The organism is Phyllobacterium sp. GQ127 (assembly GCF_059758635.1).
Window position 1 is genome coordinate 314,088 of the sequence record NZ_JCAXDZ010000004.1, and the last position, 15,471, is coordinate 329,558.

Genomic DNA, 15,471 nt, shown 5'->3' on the forward strand with positions numbered 1-15,471 from the left:
TTCGGAAGGGTTTTGTTGGTTGTCTGTCGGTGCCTGAGGCCGACATAAAGTTGATAGGGTCAATACGCGAACGGCGGCAGCCAGTTTGTGACCTTCCCAGATCTGCATTATGATCAGGGGGCTGCCACATGCGCATGATTGCTGAGGATCCTATCGCTGGCATGGCAAGGTTCCATAGTTTCTCATGGTGGACAACAAAGTCCTTGTTGAACAATGCGCGTCACATTCACAAATTCTATCGACCTCCATTGGATGGAACGAGACATTCGAAAGGATGTGGGAACGGAAGCGCGCTTGGGTAGTTTAATGAGATGAGGGAAGCAATTCTAATGACCGAACTGCGCAACAATCCAATTGAAAAAACAATACAATCTTCTCGTCGCGATGACCCTGGCATTTTCTCGATTTTGACGACGCGATCGGTTTCGAATGTTTCCAGTGGGCTACATCTGGCCAACAAAGGCCAGGTGTGATGTCGATTGTGAAGAACGACCTTGCTGACAAGAGTTTAAACGACCCACACAGACTGCTTCGTAATATGATTGATCAGGTGCCGGACTACCTGTTTGTCAAGGATCTGGATTGTCGCTTCATCGTGGCAAATGAGGCAGTTGCCCGTATTCACGGATTTGAAAGTCCGGATGATCTGACCGGAAAGAACGACTTCGACTTGCATGATGCATCCTCCGCAGCAAGATTCTCCCAAATCGAACGTCAGGTCATTCGTACTGGTGTTGCAATGATAGGGATGGAGGAATGCGTCGTTGATGCTGCTTCTGGCAAGGAGAGGTGGTTATCCACTTCAAAGGTCCCGCTAAGATCAACAAATGACACTGTCGTAGGGCTGGTTGGAATCTCGCGTGACATTTCTGCTCGCAAAAGAGATGACTTTCTCAGGGATGAGCAGACAGCGATACTTGAGATGATTGTTGTAAATTCACCTCTGCATGCAGTTCTTGATCGCCTGGTTAGACTTATGGAAAGACAGCTGGTCGGTGTATACGGTTCAATTTTGTTACTTGACGACGGTGGTACTCACCTCAAGCATGGAGCCGCGCCTACGCTATCGCAAGAGTATTGCCGGGCGATCGACGGTCTCCCCATTGGACCTGGTGCCGGATCGTGCGGGACTGCTGCCTGGCTTGGCGAAAGTGTGATCGTTGCTGACATCGCCAGTAATCCACTTTGGAAGAATTACCGCGATCTGGCTTCCCTTCATGGTCTGAAATCCTGCTGGTCGGCTCCAGTATTGTCTCACGATGGCATCGTCCTTGGCACGTTCGCACTTTACTCGGCCGGAGTACGCCATCCGGAGCCGGCAGAGATCAACCTGACACAAATCGCGACCAGAATCGCAGCAATTGCGATCGAACGGAAACATGCCGAGGATAAGATCCGCCATATGGCTTACCACGATATGCTGACTGGTTTGCCAAATCGTATTCTCCTGACGGATCGCCTCACGCAGGCAATGTTACAGACGAAACGGCACAACCCATGGGTCTCGGTCCTTTTCGTCGATTTGGATAATTTCAAGATCGTCAACGATAGCCTCGGGCACACTGCAGGCGATGAACTTTTAAAGACGGTTGCCCGACGTATGGAGAATTGTATACGGCCGACGGACGCGGCAGTGCGTATGGGCGGCGACGAATTTGTTATCCTGTTGACAGATCTACCGGAAAACACCGACGCGATTGCTGCCGCAATGCACAAAATCCGAGCAGCGATCCTGGAGCCAATGATTATCAGAGGCCGAGAGTTCCACATCACTTGCAGCATAGGTATCGCCACCTATCCCCAAGATGGAACAGATGCTGAAACCTTGATCGCAAATGCGGATATTGCCATGTATAAGGCAAAGGAAGCAGGGCGGGACGGATTTCGCTTTTTCACGCCGGAACTTAATATAAAAGCCCATGAAAGGTTAGCCCTCCACGACGGAATTCGCCGAGGCATTGCTCAATCCGAGTTTCACCTTTTGTATCAACCTCAAGTGGAACTGGAATTCGGACGCATATTCGCTGTGGAAGCCTTGGTCCGGTGGAATCATCCGCAATTGGGACTGATAAATCCCAACGAATTTATTCCGTTGGCAGAAGAAACGGGGCTTATTGTGCCGCTTGGCGAGTGGGTTCTTTACGAAGCGTGCAAGCAGAACAAAAGATGGCAGGACGCCGGGTTTGAACCAATTACCATGTGCGTCAATGTCTCGGCTCGTCAGTTTCACGATCAGAATTGGACGAGCCGTGTCATGCACGCATTGGGCGAAACAGAATTAGATGCCAAGTGCCTTGAACTTGAGCTTACTGAGAGTTTGGTAATGCGGGACGTCAACGAAGTAATTGCCACAATGGAGGAACTGCGCAAAGTCGGTGTCAGTTTTGCCATTGACGATTTTGGTACGGGATATTCAAACTTAAGTGCCTTAAAAAGCCTCCCGGTTTCACGGTTGAAAATAGATAGGTCTTTTTTACGAAATTTGGTTGAGGATGACGATGACAAAACGATTACCGCAGCCGTCATATCGCTTGCGCAAAAGCTCAACATGAAAGTGATCGCAGAAGGGGTTGAGACCCACGAGCAGCTGACATTTTTGCGTGAAAATCATTGTGACGAAGTGCAAGGTCATCTATTCAGTGAAGCAGTATCTTCCACCGAAATAGGCAAACTGCTCCAGAACCAACAATCGAAATCAGGGCTGGCGCCGGCATGAGGTGCTGCTGCAATAAAACCCTCCGCACAGGCAAGCCAGCCGGGAGGCTGTCGGTAACTCTACCGCTTTGAAATCCACAGATCGGATGTCCGGCGAGCTGTCTCCCCGGTCTGACGGTGTCGCGAAAGAATCACTCAGGTGAAACCGAGGCTTTATTGGATGACCTGGGTGCATTCAGCGATGGAGTTGAGTACTGCTCAGCTTTCACCAGCTGGCTGAAATTCGATAAATTTCGTGTCGAATAGCAGGCTGGCCACCGCCAGCACATTGCCATCCGATTTTCTGATTGTAAGCCAAATTCTACCATTGCCGCATTCCACCAGTTCGTCACGTGCCAAGTCGGTTACAATCCTTGAAGCTTCTTTAATGGCGCCGGCATTGTCAGGAAGTTCCACCCCTTCATCATCGCGGGTCCTGCCGTCGCCATTGTCCAAATCGAAGTAATATCGGCTCATGCTTTTTCCTCTTCTGGAACATAAGCCTCTTTGAAGGATTAGGTTCCTACAGGTGCCGATAAAATTTCAACACGCCCTCTGGAGTACGTTTCTTTGATTGAATCCTTGCTACTGAAACTTGAGAGTCACGATGTCGTATCAGTTGCGGAAAAGTCATTGCTGCAATCAATGATAACCCAGGACAAGAATTTTTCCGCGGATGAGGATCTTGTCGTCGAAGGAAGCCGTCCGAGGTATAGTACACTTCTGGTGGAGGGCTTTGCTGCTCGCTACAAGGTACTTGAAAATGGGAGTAGGCAAATTACATCTCTGCATGTTCCCGGCGATTTTGTGGACCTTCATGCCTTTCCTTTGAAGGTTATGGATCATGGCATTGTTGCACTCACACCTTGCCGCATAGCTCTTTTCGATCACAACGATATCATCATGGTTACCGAGAGGTTTCCCCATCTCACGCGTTTGCTGTGGCTGCAAACCCTTATCGATGGCTCTATTCACCGGGAGTGGATCGTGGGAATGGGACGGCGACCCAAGAAAATACATCTCGCCCATTTGATTTGCGAGCTTTTCATCCGTCTGCAAGTGGTGGGCCAGACACGGGATAATTCGTTTAGCTTTCCTCTCACACAAGCCGAGCTGTCAGATGTGATGGGCATATCAGTGGTCCATCTGAACAAAAGCCTGCAAATGTTACGGCGGGAAAATCTCTTCAAATGGGCGGGTAAGATCGTGACTATTCTCGATTGGGAACGTCTTAAAGAGTATGCCGATTTCAGTCCTCTTTATCTCAACTTAAGTGTCGAACCACGCTAGTTCCAGAGGGGGTCTGCCTTCAAACAGGATCATTCAAGTACGCTGGCACATAGAGGAAGCCCCTTCTTGGTCCCCGCATCTCTTTAATGAACACGCGCGATGTGCCGCAGGTGAGCGCAGAAAACCGACTATAAACCACCGATCAGTCTAAGGACCGCATAGGCCGGATATTATCAACGCTGATATCGCCAACAATGACCCCTCGCGTCAGATCGGTTCTACCGCTTTCAATCTCGATGACCGTATAGAGCTTGTCATCGCGGAAGGCACTTGCATTGAAAGTGGTAACATCATCGGCAGGTGCCGCATCGACTTCCATAAAATCAAGCTCGCGGCCCGCGGCTACAATTCTTGCATCGCCACTGGTCCGTGCAGCCACCACGACCTCTCCTTGAAACGGCGAGTTCTCCCATCGGGGATCGTCAGGTGAGGCGGTCGGCACAACCCTATAGACGTGAAGTCTTTCGCCTTGGCCAACAAGGCCGGACGAGCGGCTCGCAGCATCGGCAATCTGCGCTTCACTTTCTACGGATTGTCCGAAGGATGTCGGGCTGCTCTTATCGAAAGCAGGATTGCCTCCGGATCCATCTTCATTTGACATTGGGAACCTCCCTGAGTTGTCGTTGGAACGAGCTGGCAGAGTTTTCGTTCCCCAAGCTTCCAGCCTAAAGAAGATTTTTGGCGTCAGCCTGTTCCCGCTTGAAGTCGATCACCGGCCACTCCTGCGTTGTTTCGGCTTGTACGGGCCGCTCGAGATAGGTCGACAGCACGACATAGCTTCGCGTCGCCTTCACACCTGGCGTTGCGTACAGTTGCGCCAGCAAATGTTCAAGAGCTTGAGTCCCGTTCGTGCGAACCTTGAGTAGCATGCACGCGTCGCCCGCTACCGAATGGATTTCCTCCACTTCCGGGTACTGGCTTATTGCCAGCAAGGTCGGTGTTTTCCCCCAGCCTGTTGTGTCCACATGGACAAACGCCAGAAGCGATTTTTCTACACTTGCGGGGTCTATCAGTGTTGAGACGCTTTTGATCGCTCCCCGCTGCCGCAAGCGTTTGACACGCTCATGTGCCGCCGGGGCCGAAAGGCCAACTCTCTGTCCAAGTTCAGCATAGCTGAGGGTCGCATCCCCCACCAGTTGACCTAACAATTTTCTGTCCATTGGGTCTGCCCTATGCGCCTCCCCTTTATGGTGCAGAATACCATCTGTTTTTTTCACGACCGTAAACTCCCTGGTTGCCGCCGAATAACATTCGAATATTGTGAGCTTATGCAGAATGATAATCACGTAACAAGCGAAATTTCATCAATGTCGGTTCCCGCAATAGTCTGGGCCCTGACGGGATGCATTGGTCTGATCGGCTCAAATTCACTTGCACTGGGTCCGATTGCGCCGGCAATTGCCGATGGGTTCGACGTAGAAGTTCAGGACATTATGCTGGCATCGGCTGCCTTTGGGCTTGGAACCGCGTTGGGGGCCATCGCTCTGGGGCAACTGATAGATCGGGCGGGCCCTCGTAGAACGCTTGCCTATGTCATGTTGATAATGGCGATCGGTTTTATCAGCAGTGGTGTGGCTCAAGGCGCAGTCGTCCTGACGATTTCTCAGTTTCTCGTCGGCATATCGGCCGGTGTCGCCCTGCCCGCAATTTATACTCTTGCTGCCGTCGTTGCTTCGCCCGGACATGAAGGGCGCACGATTGGTATCGTACTCACGGGTTGGACGATCAGCATGGTGGCGGGTGTACCCCTTTCGACGTTGATCGCTGACGGTCTTGGCTGGCGTGCATTTTACATCGCAATCGCCGCAGCGGCTCTCATTGCTGGAGCGGGATTATCGGTGAACGGGCAGCAGCATGAAACACAGCGCAAGGGTGTTGCATCAAGAACGCCAATCACCGCCCTGACGATCAAAGGCGTACTGCCGCTTCTGGCAGCCTGTGGGTGTTTCATGGCGGCTTTTTACGGCGTCTATGCTTATGTCGGCGATCACTTGCATGTGAACCTGGAATATCCTGTGCGAGCCACCGGGCTTGCGGCGATCTTCTACGGGATCGGTTTTGGAAGCGCCGTATTTCTGGACCGTTATGTTGACGCCTATAGTGGCCGTCGCGTTTTGCTCCCCTTAATCTTTCTGATGGTCGCTGTGGTTTACGCCGTGATGTCGCTCGTATCAGGCACCTACACCGGGGTTCTTGCCGTCATGGCAATCTGGGGGCTCGCAAATCACTTCGGCCTGAACGTGCTGATTATGCGACTAACGGCCCTGGAACCTTCACAACGTGGGGCAATAATGGGTCTCAATAGCGCGGTAACCTACCTTGCACTGTTCGCTGGGACTATCGTCATGGGTAAAGTCTACGCGGCCGAGGGGTTTGTTTACATTACTCTATGCGGGGGCTTGCTCAGCTTGCTCGCAAGCGTTTTTTCGCTCTGCGCGGCCTATATGCAGAGCCCGAACTAATTGCAGCGGGAACGGCTGGCGTATGTCTCTGCACCGCCTTGAGTATTGAGCAAACGAGTGTTATGTTCTATCTTTGTTCCAAGCAGAATCAGAAATAGGAACCAGTTTTTCGATGAGTGTTGCGCATCTTGATAAGTTGAACGTTGCACAACGCAAGGCCGTAGAATTTGGTATCGGACTACCCGATGGTCAGACTGGCGGACCGCTTCTTATCATTGCGGGAGCGGGATCGGGAAAAACCAATACGCTGGCACACAGGGTTGCACACCTCATTGTAAATGGTGCCGATCCTCGCCGTATCCTTATGATGACATTCTCGAGACGTGCGTCCGCTGAGATGTCCAAACGGGTCGGCCGTATCTGTACGCAGGTGCTTGGGCAAAAGTCCTCGATCATGACTGACGCCTTGGATTGGGCGGGAACATTTCACGGGATAGGCGCACGGCTTTTACGTGACTATGCCGAACAGATTGGGCTTGACCCGAACTTTACTATCCACGACCGGGAAGATTCGGCCGATCTCATAAATCTGGTCCGGCACGAACTTGGTTTCTCCAAAACCGAAACCCGCTTTCCGACCAAAGGAACTTGCCTTGCGATCTATTCTCGCGTCGTCAATTCTGAACGCCCACTCAACGAGGTTCTAAAGGATGTTTTCCCTTGGTGCGCCATGTGGGAGACAGAACTTCGCCAGCTTTTTGCCGGTTATGTCGAAGCCAAGCAAGCACAGAACATTCTCGACTATGACGATCTACTCCTCTATTGGGCGCAGACCGTTTGCGATCCGCTGCTTGCAGAAGATATTGGTGGCCGCTTTGATCACGTCCTCGTCGACGAATATCAAGATACCAATCGCCTACAATCAACCATTCTGTTGGCCTTGAAGCCCGGAGGACGCGGTCTGACGGTAGTCGGTGATGACGCGCAATCTATTTATTCGTTCCGCGCTGCTACCATTCGCAATATCCTCGACTTTCCAAGCTCATTCACTCCACCGGCGGATGTCATCACACTTGACCGCAATTACCGCTCCACACAGCCGATCCTGAGTGCGGCAAACGGCGTGATTGATCTGGCATCCGAACGCTTCACAAAAAATCTCTGGACGGAGCGACAGTCTGCGGAAAGGCCGAGACTCGTCTCTGTGCGCGATGAAAACGAGCAGGCAAATTACATCGTCGAGCAGATATTGGAGACCCGGGAAACCGGAACAACTTTGAAACAGCAAGCGGTGTTGTTCCGTACTTCACATCACAGCGGACCCTTGGAAGTTGAACTGACCCGGCGCAACATTCCTTTCGTCAAATTTGGTGGATTGAAGTTTCTCGACAGCGCCCATGTTAAAGACGTATTGGCCATGCTTCGCTTTGCGCAAAACCCGCGTGATCGTGTTGCCGGATTCCGCCTCATGCAGATACTTCCAGGCGTTGGTCCTGCTTCGGCACAGCGCGCACTTGAAGACATGGCGATAGATGCGGACCCATTAAGTGCCCTCACCCAGCATCCGGCACCTCCGCGCGCCGGTGACAATTGGTCGGACTTCGTTTCGACCGTTCAACAACTCAGCGCCAGAAGGATGGGCTGGCCTGCCGAGATTGAGTTGGTCCGGCGTTGGTACGAACCGCATCTGGAGCGTATTCACGAAGATGCGCAAATGCGCCAGGCTGATATTCTTCAGCTTGAGCAAATTGCCAGCGGCTATCCTTCGCGAGAGAGATTTCTGACTGAACTCACTCTTGATCCGCCGGACGCGACAAGCGATCAATCTGGCGTCCCATTGCTGGATGAGGATTATCTCATCCTATCGACGATCCATTCAGCCAAGGGACAAGAATGGAAATCGGTTTATCTGCTCAATGTGGTAGACGGCTGCATGCCGTCCGACCTTGGTACCGGCTCAACTGCAGAGATCGAGGAAGAGAGGCGCCTGCTCTACGTCGCCATGACAAGAGCAAAGGATAGCTTGCACCTTGTCACCCCTCAGCGGTTTTTCACGCATGGCCAGAACGCCAAAGGCGATCGGCATGTTTACGCTTCCCGCACACGGTTCATTCCAGCCACTCTACTGCAATATTTCGAGTGCTGTTCATGGCCGATTGCACGCCCTGAGAACGCGAGGGAAACTGAGGCCCGTGGCGTTCGGGTTGATGTAGGTTCACGCATGCGTGCTATGTGGAGTTAGTTCCCTCACCGAGCCTTTGGCCACACAGTCAGGCTGTCACTCAATCGGCAAATGTGCTTGTCTTACCAAATCTGCCTTGAGTCGCGCGGTTTCCATTCCAAGTTCAATGAATTGGCGAGCATGTTTTGCAAGGGCCAAATTATCATCCCAAAGGTTACGCCAGATTGCGGTCTTAAGTGACAGATTTTCATCAACTATCGTCGTGGAAAAGGACTCAAAAGTTAGGTAATCGTCCCAGCCAATTGCGATCAATGAATCAAAGATAGCGCCGAAATCGATGCTGCCGGTGCCAAGATAGCCGCGATGACTTTCACCAATATGAATGTATCCAATTTTCTCGGCAGCATGCCGGATAGCTAATCCGACATCAGCTTCCTCAATGTTCATGTGGAATGTATCCAAATGCAACAAGACATTCGATGCACCGGTGTCGTGAATATAAGCCAGACCTTGAGCTGCTGTATTGAGCATATTGCTCTCGAAACGATTTACGATCTCGAGATTGAGCGTCACGCCTGCTGCTTTCGCATGGTCGGCGACTTTTGAAAGCGCCGTAACGCTGTTATCCCAGCCCTGTTTTGTCAAAGCATGTTCTTGCTTCCCATGCGCTGAAGTCAATATTCCCGCAAGCTTCGATCCGCCCAAGTCGCGGACAAGAGCAATCGCCTTGTCCAGAATATCCGTTCCATTGCCAACGATGGCCATATCGGAACTTGATATATCGCCATCAGGCGGCAAACCCATACTGATCGCTACATCGAGCCCAAGGTCTTGAATGCGCCCGGCCAGCCACTTTACATCGACCTGTCTTGGATCAAGATATGAAAATTCGATCAGCTTATAGCCCAGTTCATGCGTTCGGTTGAGCGCGTTTTCCAGATCGCCTTTAGATGAGCCTGCGCTCCAAACGAATGAGTGAACACCGATTTTTGACATGGAAGACTTTCTGGCAATTGAGAAGGGTTAAAAAAGACCTGCCCGCATCATTATCGCGGACAGGTCTTCACGAAAAACTCTACCGAGCGGCAGTCCAACCTTTGTATTCCTTTATATTATCGGCAGTAATCAACTTGGGATCGAGAAGAACTGTCGTTTCGGCAGGTTTGTTTCCGTTCATCAAATCAACCGCCATCTTGAGGGAATCGCCGGCCATAACATAAGGATCCTGGGAGGCCGAAGCCTTGATCATCGACTTTCCACTGGCGAGAGACTTCTCAATATCCGGCGCACCGTCGACGGCGGTGAGGAAGAATTCGCTGCGATTCAGCTGCTTTGCAGCCAATTCTGCGCCGATTGCCGTCGGATCATTGATTGCAAAAACGGCATCGATCTTGTCAAATCGTGTAAGAAGTCCCTGCATGACGGCAAGGCCACCATCGCGGGAACCCTGGGCATTTTGATCGTCCGACAGGATTTTAATTTCCGGGTTCTTTGCCAAAACACTCTTACAGCCTTGAACCCGATCTATGATTGAAGACGAAGCCGGACCGTTGATGATCACGACATCGCCCTTTCCTTTGAGCTGATCTACAATGTACTGACAGGCTTCCTCGCCGGCTTTTATATTATTGGTCATGACAGTAACATCGGCGCCGGGAGCCGACACATCGAATGCAGCAACAATGACTCCTGCTGCCTGAGCCTTTTTCACCGCTGGTGCAATTGCCTTGGCATCCACTGCATTCAGCATGATGATGTCCACGCCAGCGGCAACAAAGCTGTCCATCTGCGAGACCTGCTTGTTAAGATCATAATCCGCCGAAACAGACGTTACCTGTACGCTTGGGTTGATCTGTTTGGCGCGATCTTCAATGCCCTTGATCGTCGCTACAAAGAATGGATTTCCTAGAAGGCCGACCGAAATACCGATCTTTTGCAAGTCCTTGGCCGCAGCAGGCATGACAAGCGAAGCAGCAAGCGCTGTTCCCATAAGCAATTTCGAGATAATTTTCATTTTTTCCTCCATTTATGACGCTCCCAGCGTCTTGTTGCCCGGCCAGCCGGGTTTGGTGGACCACACGTCAGGTGCGGCTCAATCCTTTCAGTCGGTACCGGTCGAGACCGACCGCGACAATGATGACAAGGCCTTTTATGATGTACTGCCAAATGTCCGAGACGCCTACCAAGATCAGCCCGTTAGAAAGGACCGCGATAATGAGAGCGCCTACGAGAGTTCCCCAGATCGAGCCGACCCCTCCAACGAAGCTGGTCCCCCCCAGAATGACTGCCGCGATTGCATCGAGTTCGTACGACTGACCAAGCTGAAGGCCATTGGCAGCATAAAGACGTGCCGCAGACATGACGCCTCCAAGGCCCGAGAGCAGCCCGGAGACGCTGTAAACAAAAAGCAACACTAATGGTACTTTTATGCCTGTCAGGCGTGCCGCCTCAATGTTTCCCCCCACCGCGTATATCCATGTGCCAAGGACTGTGCGTTTAAGCACAAACCACGAAATCAGGATCGTCGCCAATGCTATGATTGCCAGCCAAGGGACGCCAAGAAAATTTCCATTTCCTATGAAATCAAAAGGCAGGTCTGCATTGAATATCGTTGTGTCGTTGCCAAGCAACCGCGCGATACCGCGCATAGCAGTCAGCGATCCAAGGGTCACGATGAAAGGTGGAAGATTTAAAAAGGCAATGATGCTCCCATTCACCAGACCACAGGCAAGTCCAACCGCGATCGCAGCTGGAATACCCAGCATTCCAATATCCGGAAAAAGCGAAACGATTACGCCGACCATTGCAGAAGCGGCCAGGATTGAACCGACTGACAGATCAATTCCGCCTGTCAGAATGACAAAAGTCATCCCCGCAGCGAGTACGGTGTTAATTGACGCCTGTTGCATCACGATCGAAAGATTATTGACGCTCAGGAACCGTCCGCTCAACAGGTGAAAGCCGATCGCAAGGATTATCAGAACCGGCAGCATCCCCAAGGCAGTGAGCGTCGATCGAAATCTGGCCTTGTCCTGTTCTTTATCTGTCAATGTCGCGGTCATTGTTTCATCCGTTTCCGTTCTTCGGCACAGTCAAGCTCGACCGGCAGAAGAGCCGGTCGAGAGGGCCATTATTGCTTCCTGATCTATAGGTTTGTCTGGCGTAGCTCTGACTTCGCCCGCAATTTGCCCGTCCCGCATGACGAGCACGCGATCGGCAATCCCGATGATCTCTGGCAGATCACTGGAGATCACCACAATAGCGATGCCGGTTAGCGCAAGTTCATCGATGATGCGGTAAATTTCGGATTTTGCGCCAACGTCGACGCCACGTGTAGGCTCGTCAAGGATAAGCACGCGCGGTTTGGCTTCCAGCAACCTTGCGATCAACGCTTTTTGCTGGTTGCCTCCTGACAAGGCTCCGACATTTATATTGGCGCTTCGCGTCCTGATTGACAGCGAGGATATGGCGCGATCTGCGCGCGATCTTGCGGCGGCAAAATTAATGACCCCGCCCTTCGCCGCGTCAGCGGCCATCACACCCATATTAATGTTCTCGCTAATTGTCATGTCGAGGAAGAGACCCAGCCCCTTACGATCTTCTGTCAGATAGGCGATGCCTGCAGCGAGCGCATCGCTCGGATTTGAGATGGAAAGCTCCTTGCCAGCCAGTCTTACAACGCCAGCCGTTTTCACATCGGCTCCAAAAATCAGCCTAGCAAGTTCCGTCCGTCCAGATCCGACCAACCCAGCAATACCCAGAACTTCACCCGCGCAGGCATCAAAAGAGCAATCATGCACGCGGCGCGCATCACCAATATTCTGCACCGAAAGCACCGTCTCCATCTTGCCGTCAGATGCGTGATGTTCCTTCTTGTAAAATGATGACAGATCGCGGCCAACCATCATTGATACCAGTCTGGAAGCTGACAATTCCTCTCGCTCGAGGGTTCCAACGTACGCACTGTCACGCAGAACACTCACCCGATCGGCAAGCTGGTAAATCTCTTCCATCCGATGACTGATATAGATGATTGCAATACCATGTGCCTTTAGACTTGCTATAACTTCAAACAGGCGATCAGTTTCCCGCGAAGTCAGCGAAGTTGTTGGTTCATCCATGACAATTATGCGTGCATTGGTGGTCAATGCTCTCGCAATCTCGACCATCTGCCGCTCGCCAAGGGACAGTTCGCCGACCCGTCGCGAAGCAGAAAAATCAATTCCCAGGCGCCTGAGTATCGGTTCTGTTCGCTCGCGTATCTGGACTTTGTCTACCACACCAAACCGCGAAGGTTCCGCACCAAGGAACATGTTTTGGGCTACCGTCAGATTTGGGGCGAGAGATAGTTCCTGATAAATTACTGAGATGCCACTGGCCTTTGCCTTAACTGGGTCGCCCGCCACAACAGGAAGACCATCAATGTGAATACTCCCGCCAGGGTCAGCCCTATAGGCTCCCGACAGAACCTTCATCAGCGTTGATTTCCCCGCACCATTTTCGCCCATAAGCGCATGCACTTCACCTGCATGAACGGTCAGCGACACGTTGGACAACGCGCGTATGTTGCCGAACGTCTTGCTGATGTTGCGCATCTCCAGCACAGGAGCGGAGACTGCGAGAGACGAAACGGTCATACCAGCAATTCCTTGTGATCTACTTGCCGACCTGACGGGTGACCGCTTTCGACCATGGCGCGCCACGCGTCGCGATAATCCGTCAAACCGGCAATTACAGATGGCAAAGCTTCTCGGGTGTCATTGGAGAAGGGGTTTGAGCCAACTTGACCGTATACGAGTGCTGCTGCACCAAATGCGCTGCCCTCCGGATTTTCGCTTGAATAGATTCGCTGGTCTTGCCGCAAGCTGGCCAGCAAGTTTGCGTACAGTCCAGTTTTGACCAAACCGCCATCAACCACAATTGCGTTGGTTGACTGGATGAGATCAAGTGACAGATCTGTCATCAGTGCAACGTATAGCAGAGCCGCACCAGCGCGCTCCTCGCCGTCGACAGACGGCCCTGTGAACCGACCCGTTTGATTTTGAGCGGGCCCGCCCGGCGCAAAGGAGGGAAGAACAAATATGCCCTTGGCTATGACCGATATTAGTGCGTCAACGGATATGGCGTTATTCCAGCCGCCACTTGCAACATCATATTCACGCCCTCCCATAAATCGGATGGTTGCGGTCGGTTGGTGATCTACAGTTACGTTGGCCAACATATCACGCCGCGAATCGAGCACCTCGAGCGGGCAAGACGAATTAAAAATGATGATCCAAGTGCCGGTAGAAACCAGGGTGAAGTCTTCAAAGCCAAGCGATCGATAATAATAAAGTGCAGCATTACTGTCATGGACGCCATTGTGAACCGCAACTTCAGCCGATGTCCCATTTTCCAGCTCAACGACATATGTTCCAATCCAATCACCTGCCCTTGCCAGCTCCGGCATTTTTTCCCGCCATCCCTGAGACGTCACCAAGCTGCTAAAGTCATCTGCGAGCGGTGCCCAAAGATGGGAGTGACAGCCAAGATAGGAAACTTCTGAAACCTTGTGGCCGGAAAATTTCCATGACCAAAATTGAGGATATGAAAGGATTGCATCCGCCTCGTGGATTAAGTCGGGATTGCGCTCCTTCAACCAGAGGATATGGCGTCCATAATTAAAGCCGAGTGGCAACGCTGGAGAAAATGTCTCGGAGTATTTTGGTATCAGTGTGTCGATTTTTCCAGCAATATCCGTGGGCGGTTCCTGCTCATAGTCCAGTATGGGGTGGATTAGCTTCTCTCCGCGAACTAATGCAAAGGTACAGCCATGTCCTGAAAACATAATGCTGTTGACGCCATGGTCGCAAACTGCTGCCCTCAACGAAAGCTTTACCCACTCAAAAAGGGCCGCATCGTCGAGAACACGGAGGTCGCCGACATCATTCCAAACGGGTCTGGTGCGGGCTTGTGCCACTACTTTTCCCATGGCCGTCAAAACAAACAGCTTGGAATTTGTTTTGCCTAAATCAAAGACTGCGATGACGGGGTGATCTGTCAATTCTGCGACCCCATTCTTGCAATCAGGATCGTGATTCCGTGATCCTCCAACATCTTTGCACCCGCATCCGACAATCCGTCATCGATCACGATGGTCCCTATTCGCGAAAGCGGCAGCACGATATTGCGGGGTGCGATGGAAAGTTTTCGGCTATCGGCCAACAGGACAATTTCATCAGCACAGCGGCTTAGCTCACTTATCGCCTTGGCGAGCAGTGGATGAGACTCGAGCAAGCCATCATTGTTAATTCCCTGAGTTCCAACAAAGAAGCGCGAGGCAAAAAAATCAGGCACGCTGGCAGAGGCATCATGAATTATACCGGGCTCGCGGTATAATACGCCACCTGCAAGCGTCAAGTTGCATGTACCATGCTCGCCCAAATAGGCGGCTAGAGGCATCGAGTTTGTGTAAAGACGTACATTTCGCCGCGCCAGCTGGATCCCCAGCTGGAAGCAAGTTGATCCGGCATGTACGATGATTGAATCTCCATCGCGCACGAGGCTTGCGGCCTTTTCGGCAATGGCCCGTTTTGCCTCTACTGCAATGTCGCGGTTTTCATCGTAAGGACGAGCTGAAAGACGCGCACCGGTGCTCACCTCATTTGCGGAAATTCCGCCGTAGACCTTCCGGGCACTTCCAATTTCATGAAGCTTGTCAATATCGCGACGAATGGTGGCGGGCGATACGCCCAAGCGCTCCTGCAGGTCGCGGACCGAAGCAAACGGCGTCTCCTGCAACAAATCAATAATCTGCTTATGGCGCTCAGAATCGTTCATTCAACCTCCCGGCGTCTCCCAACACCAATGACGCAAGATAATCATACAACCGGGTAGCCTGCAAGTTTGATAGATGGAAAAACC

The 15,471-nt window shown here is 51.9% G+C and carries 14 protein-coding genes; 5 read left to right on the forward strand and 9 right to left on the reverse strand.

Annotated features, from left to right (window positions below):
* Nucleotides 1–329: 329 nt before the first annotated feature.
* Both AC6CHM_RS17120 and AC6CHM_RS17125 read left to right on the forward strand, forming a co-directional pair.
* The gene (locus AC6CHM_RS17120) at nucleotides 330–473 is read left to right on the forward strand and encodes a hypothetical protein (RefSeq protein ID WP_336441344.1); all 144 of its coding nucleotides are present in this window, start codon (nucleotides 330–332) and stop codon (nucleotides 471–473) included.
* A 65-nt stretch (nucleotides 474–538) separates the two neighbouring features.
* Nucleotides 539–2,716: a sensor domain-containing protein gene (locus AC6CHM_RS17125; RefSeq protein ID WP_498173901.1), complete on the forward strand. Its 2,178-nt coding sequence runs from the start codon at nucleotides 539–541 to the stop codon at nucleotides 2,714–2,716.
* Nucleotides 2,717–2,913: 197 nt separating this feature from the next.
* On the opposite strand, the gene AC6CHM_RS17130 is transcribed toward AC6CHM_RS17125, so the two are convergent.
* Nucleotides 2,914–3,171 carry a DUF6894 family protein gene (locus AC6CHM_RS17130; RefSeq protein ID WP_307276858.1) on the reverse strand — a complete coding sequence of 86 codons (258 nt, stop codon included), beginning with the start codon at nucleotides 3,169–3,171 and terminating at the stop codon, nucleotides 2,914–2,916.
* 93 nt (nucleotides 3,172–3,264) lie between these two features.
* Here AC6CHM_RS17130 and AC6CHM_RS17135 point away from each other — a divergent pair, with 93 nt between their 5' ends.
* Nucleotides 3,265–3,984, forward strand: a complete 720-nt coding sequence (locus tag AC6CHM_RS17135; protein ID WP_336441342.1) for a Crp/Fnr family transcriptional regulator — start codon at nucleotides 3,265–3,267, stop codon at nucleotides 3,982–3,984.
* Between the two features lie 142 nt (nucleotides 3,985–4,126).
* On the opposite strand, the gene AC6CHM_RS17140 is transcribed toward AC6CHM_RS17135, so the two are convergent.
* Together AC6CHM_RS17140 and AC6CHM_RS17145 are read right to left on the reverse strand one after the other, a co-directional pair.
* Complete coding sequence (locus AC6CHM_RS17140; protein ID WP_336441341.1) at nucleotides 4,127–4,585, reverse strand: hypothetical protein; 459 nt, start codon at nucleotides 4,583–4,585, stop codon at nucleotides 4,127–4,129.
* 64 nt (nucleotides 4,586–4,649) lie between these two features.
* Nucleotides 4,650–5,144, reverse strand: coding sequence for an Lrp/AsnC family transcriptional regulator (locus tag AC6CHM_RS17145; protein ID WP_498173902.1), 495 nt, complete (start codon nucleotides 5,142–5,144; stop codon nucleotides 4,650–4,652).
* 147 nt (nucleotides 5,145–5,291) lie between these two features.
* On the opposite strand from AC6CHM_RS17145, the gene AC6CHM_RS17150 reads away from it, so the two are divergent.
* On the forward strand, nucleotides 5,292–6,446 hold the full coding sequence (locus AC6CHM_RS17150; protein ID WP_498173826.1) for an MFS transporter: 1,155 nt from the start codon (nucleotides 5,292–5,294) through the stop codon (nucleotides 6,444–6,446).
* A gap of 112 nt (nucleotides 6,447–6,558) precedes the next feature.
* Nucleotides 6,559–8,628 (forward strand): ATP-dependent helicase, encoded by a 2,070-nt coding sequence (locus AC6CHM_RS17155; RefSeq protein WP_498173827.1) that lies wholly within the window; start codon nucleotides 6,559–6,561, stop codon nucleotides 8,626–8,628.
* Between the two features lie 36 nt (nucleotides 8,629–8,664).
* Here the strand turns inward: AC6CHM_RS17155 and AC6CHM_RS17160 are convergent, their stop codons facing one another.
* The 6 genes from AC6CHM_RS17160 to AC6CHM_RS17185 form a co-directional block, all read right to left on the reverse strand.
* On the reverse strand, nucleotides 8,665–9,564 hold the full coding sequence (locus AC6CHM_RS17160; protein WP_498173828.1) for a sugar phosphate isomerase/epimerase family protein: 900 nt from the start codon (nucleotides 9,562–9,564) through the stop codon (nucleotides 8,665–8,667).
* Between the two features lie 79 nt (nucleotides 9,565–9,643).
* Nucleotides 9,644–10,582 carry an ABC transporter substrate-binding protein gene (locus tag AC6CHM_RS17165; protein ID WP_337353307.1) on the reverse strand — a complete coding sequence of 313 codons (939 nt, stop codon included), beginning with the start codon at nucleotides 10,580–10,582 and terminating at the stop codon, nucleotides 9,644–9,646.
* A 67-nt stretch (nucleotides 10,583–10,649) separates the two neighbouring features.
* Nucleotides 10,650–11,630 carry an ABC transporter permease subunit gene (locus tag AC6CHM_RS17170; protein WP_336441337.1) on the reverse strand — a complete coding sequence of 327 codons (981 nt, stop codon included), beginning with the start codon at nucleotides 11,628–11,630 and terminating at the stop codon, nucleotides 10,650–10,652.
* A gap of 30 nt (nucleotides 11,631–11,660) precedes the next feature.
* Nucleotides 11,661–13,205, reverse strand: a complete 1,545-nt coding sequence (locus tag AC6CHM_RS17175) for a sugar ABC transporter ATP-binding protein (RefSeq protein ID WP_498173829.1) — start codon at nucleotides 13,203–13,205, stop codon at nucleotides 11,661–11,663.
* The gene (locus AC6CHM_RS17180; protein ID WP_336441335.1) at nucleotides 13,202–14,611 is read right to left on the reverse strand and encodes an FGGY-family carbohydrate kinase; all 1,410 of its coding nucleotides are present in this window, start codon (nucleotides 14,609–14,611) and stop codon (nucleotides 13,202–13,204) included. The genes AC6CHM_RS17175 and AC6CHM_RS17180 overlap by 4 nt, the downstream gene beginning before the upstream one ends.
* Nucleotides 14,608–15,387: a DeoR/GlpR family DNA-binding transcription regulator gene (locus AC6CHM_RS17185; protein ID WP_336441334.1), complete on the reverse strand. Its 780-nt coding sequence runs from the start codon at nucleotides 15,385–15,387 to the stop codon at nucleotides 14,608–14,610. Before AC6CHM_RS17185 ends, AC6CHM_RS17180 begins: the two co-directional genes overlap by 4 nt.
* Between the last annotated feature and the right edge of the window lie 84 nt (nucleotides 15,388–15,471).

What these genes read in the sequence shown, in the direction of transcription:
- AC6CHM_RS17145 (WP_498173902.1), bottom strand. Translation starts at nt 5,144, where the DNA reads ATGGACAGAAAATTGTTAGGTCAACTGGTGGGGGATGCGACCCTCAGC.
- AC6CHM_RS17150 (WP_498173826.1), top strand. Translation starts at nt 5,292, where the DNA reads ATGTCGGTTCCCGCAATAGTCTGGGCCCTGACGGGATGCATTGGTCTG.
- AC6CHM_RS17165 (WP_337353307.1), bottom strand. Translation starts at nt 10,582, where the DNA reads ATGAAAATTATCTCGAAATTGCTTATGGGAACAGCGCTTGCTGCTTCG.
- AC6CHM_RS17130 (WP_307276858.1), bottom strand. Translation starts at nt 3,171, where the DNA reads ATGAGCCGATATTACTTCGATTTGGACAATGGCGACGGCAGGACCCGC.
- AC6CHM_RS17160 (WP_498173828.1), bottom strand. Translation starts at nt 9,564, where the DNA reads ATGTCAAAAATCGGTGTTCACTCATTCGTTTGGAGCGCAGGCTCATCT.
- AC6CHM_RS17175 (WP_498173829.1), bottom strand. Translation starts at nt 13,205, where the DNA reads ATGACCGTTTCGTCTCTCGCAGTCTCCGCTCCTGTGCTGGAGATGCGC.
- AC6CHM_RS17120 (WP_336441344.1), top strand. Translation starts at nt 330, where the DNA reads ATGACCGAACTGCGCAACAATCCAATTGAAAAAACAATACAATCTTCT.
- AC6CHM_RS17140 (WP_336441341.1), bottom strand. Translation starts at nt 4,585, where the DNA reads ATGTCAAATGAAGATGGATCCGGAGGCAATCCTGCTTTCGATAAGAGC.
- AC6CHM_RS17170 (WP_336441337.1), bottom strand. Translation starts at nt 11,630, where the DNA reads ATGACCGCGACATTGACAGATAAAGAACAGGACAAGGCCAGATTTCGA.
- AC6CHM_RS17125 (WP_498173901.1), top strand. Translation starts at nt 539, where the DNA reads ATGATTGATCAGGTGCCGGACTACCTGTTTGTCAAGGATCTGGATTGT.
- AC6CHM_RS17185 (WP_336441334.1), bottom strand. Translation starts at nt 15,387, where the DNA reads ATGAACGATTCTGAGCGCCATAAGCAGATTATTGATTTGTTGCAGGAG.
- AC6CHM_RS17155 (WP_498173827.1), top strand. Translation starts at nt 6,559, where the DNA reads ATGAGTGTTGCGCATCTTGATAAGTTGAACGTTGCACAACGCAAGGCC.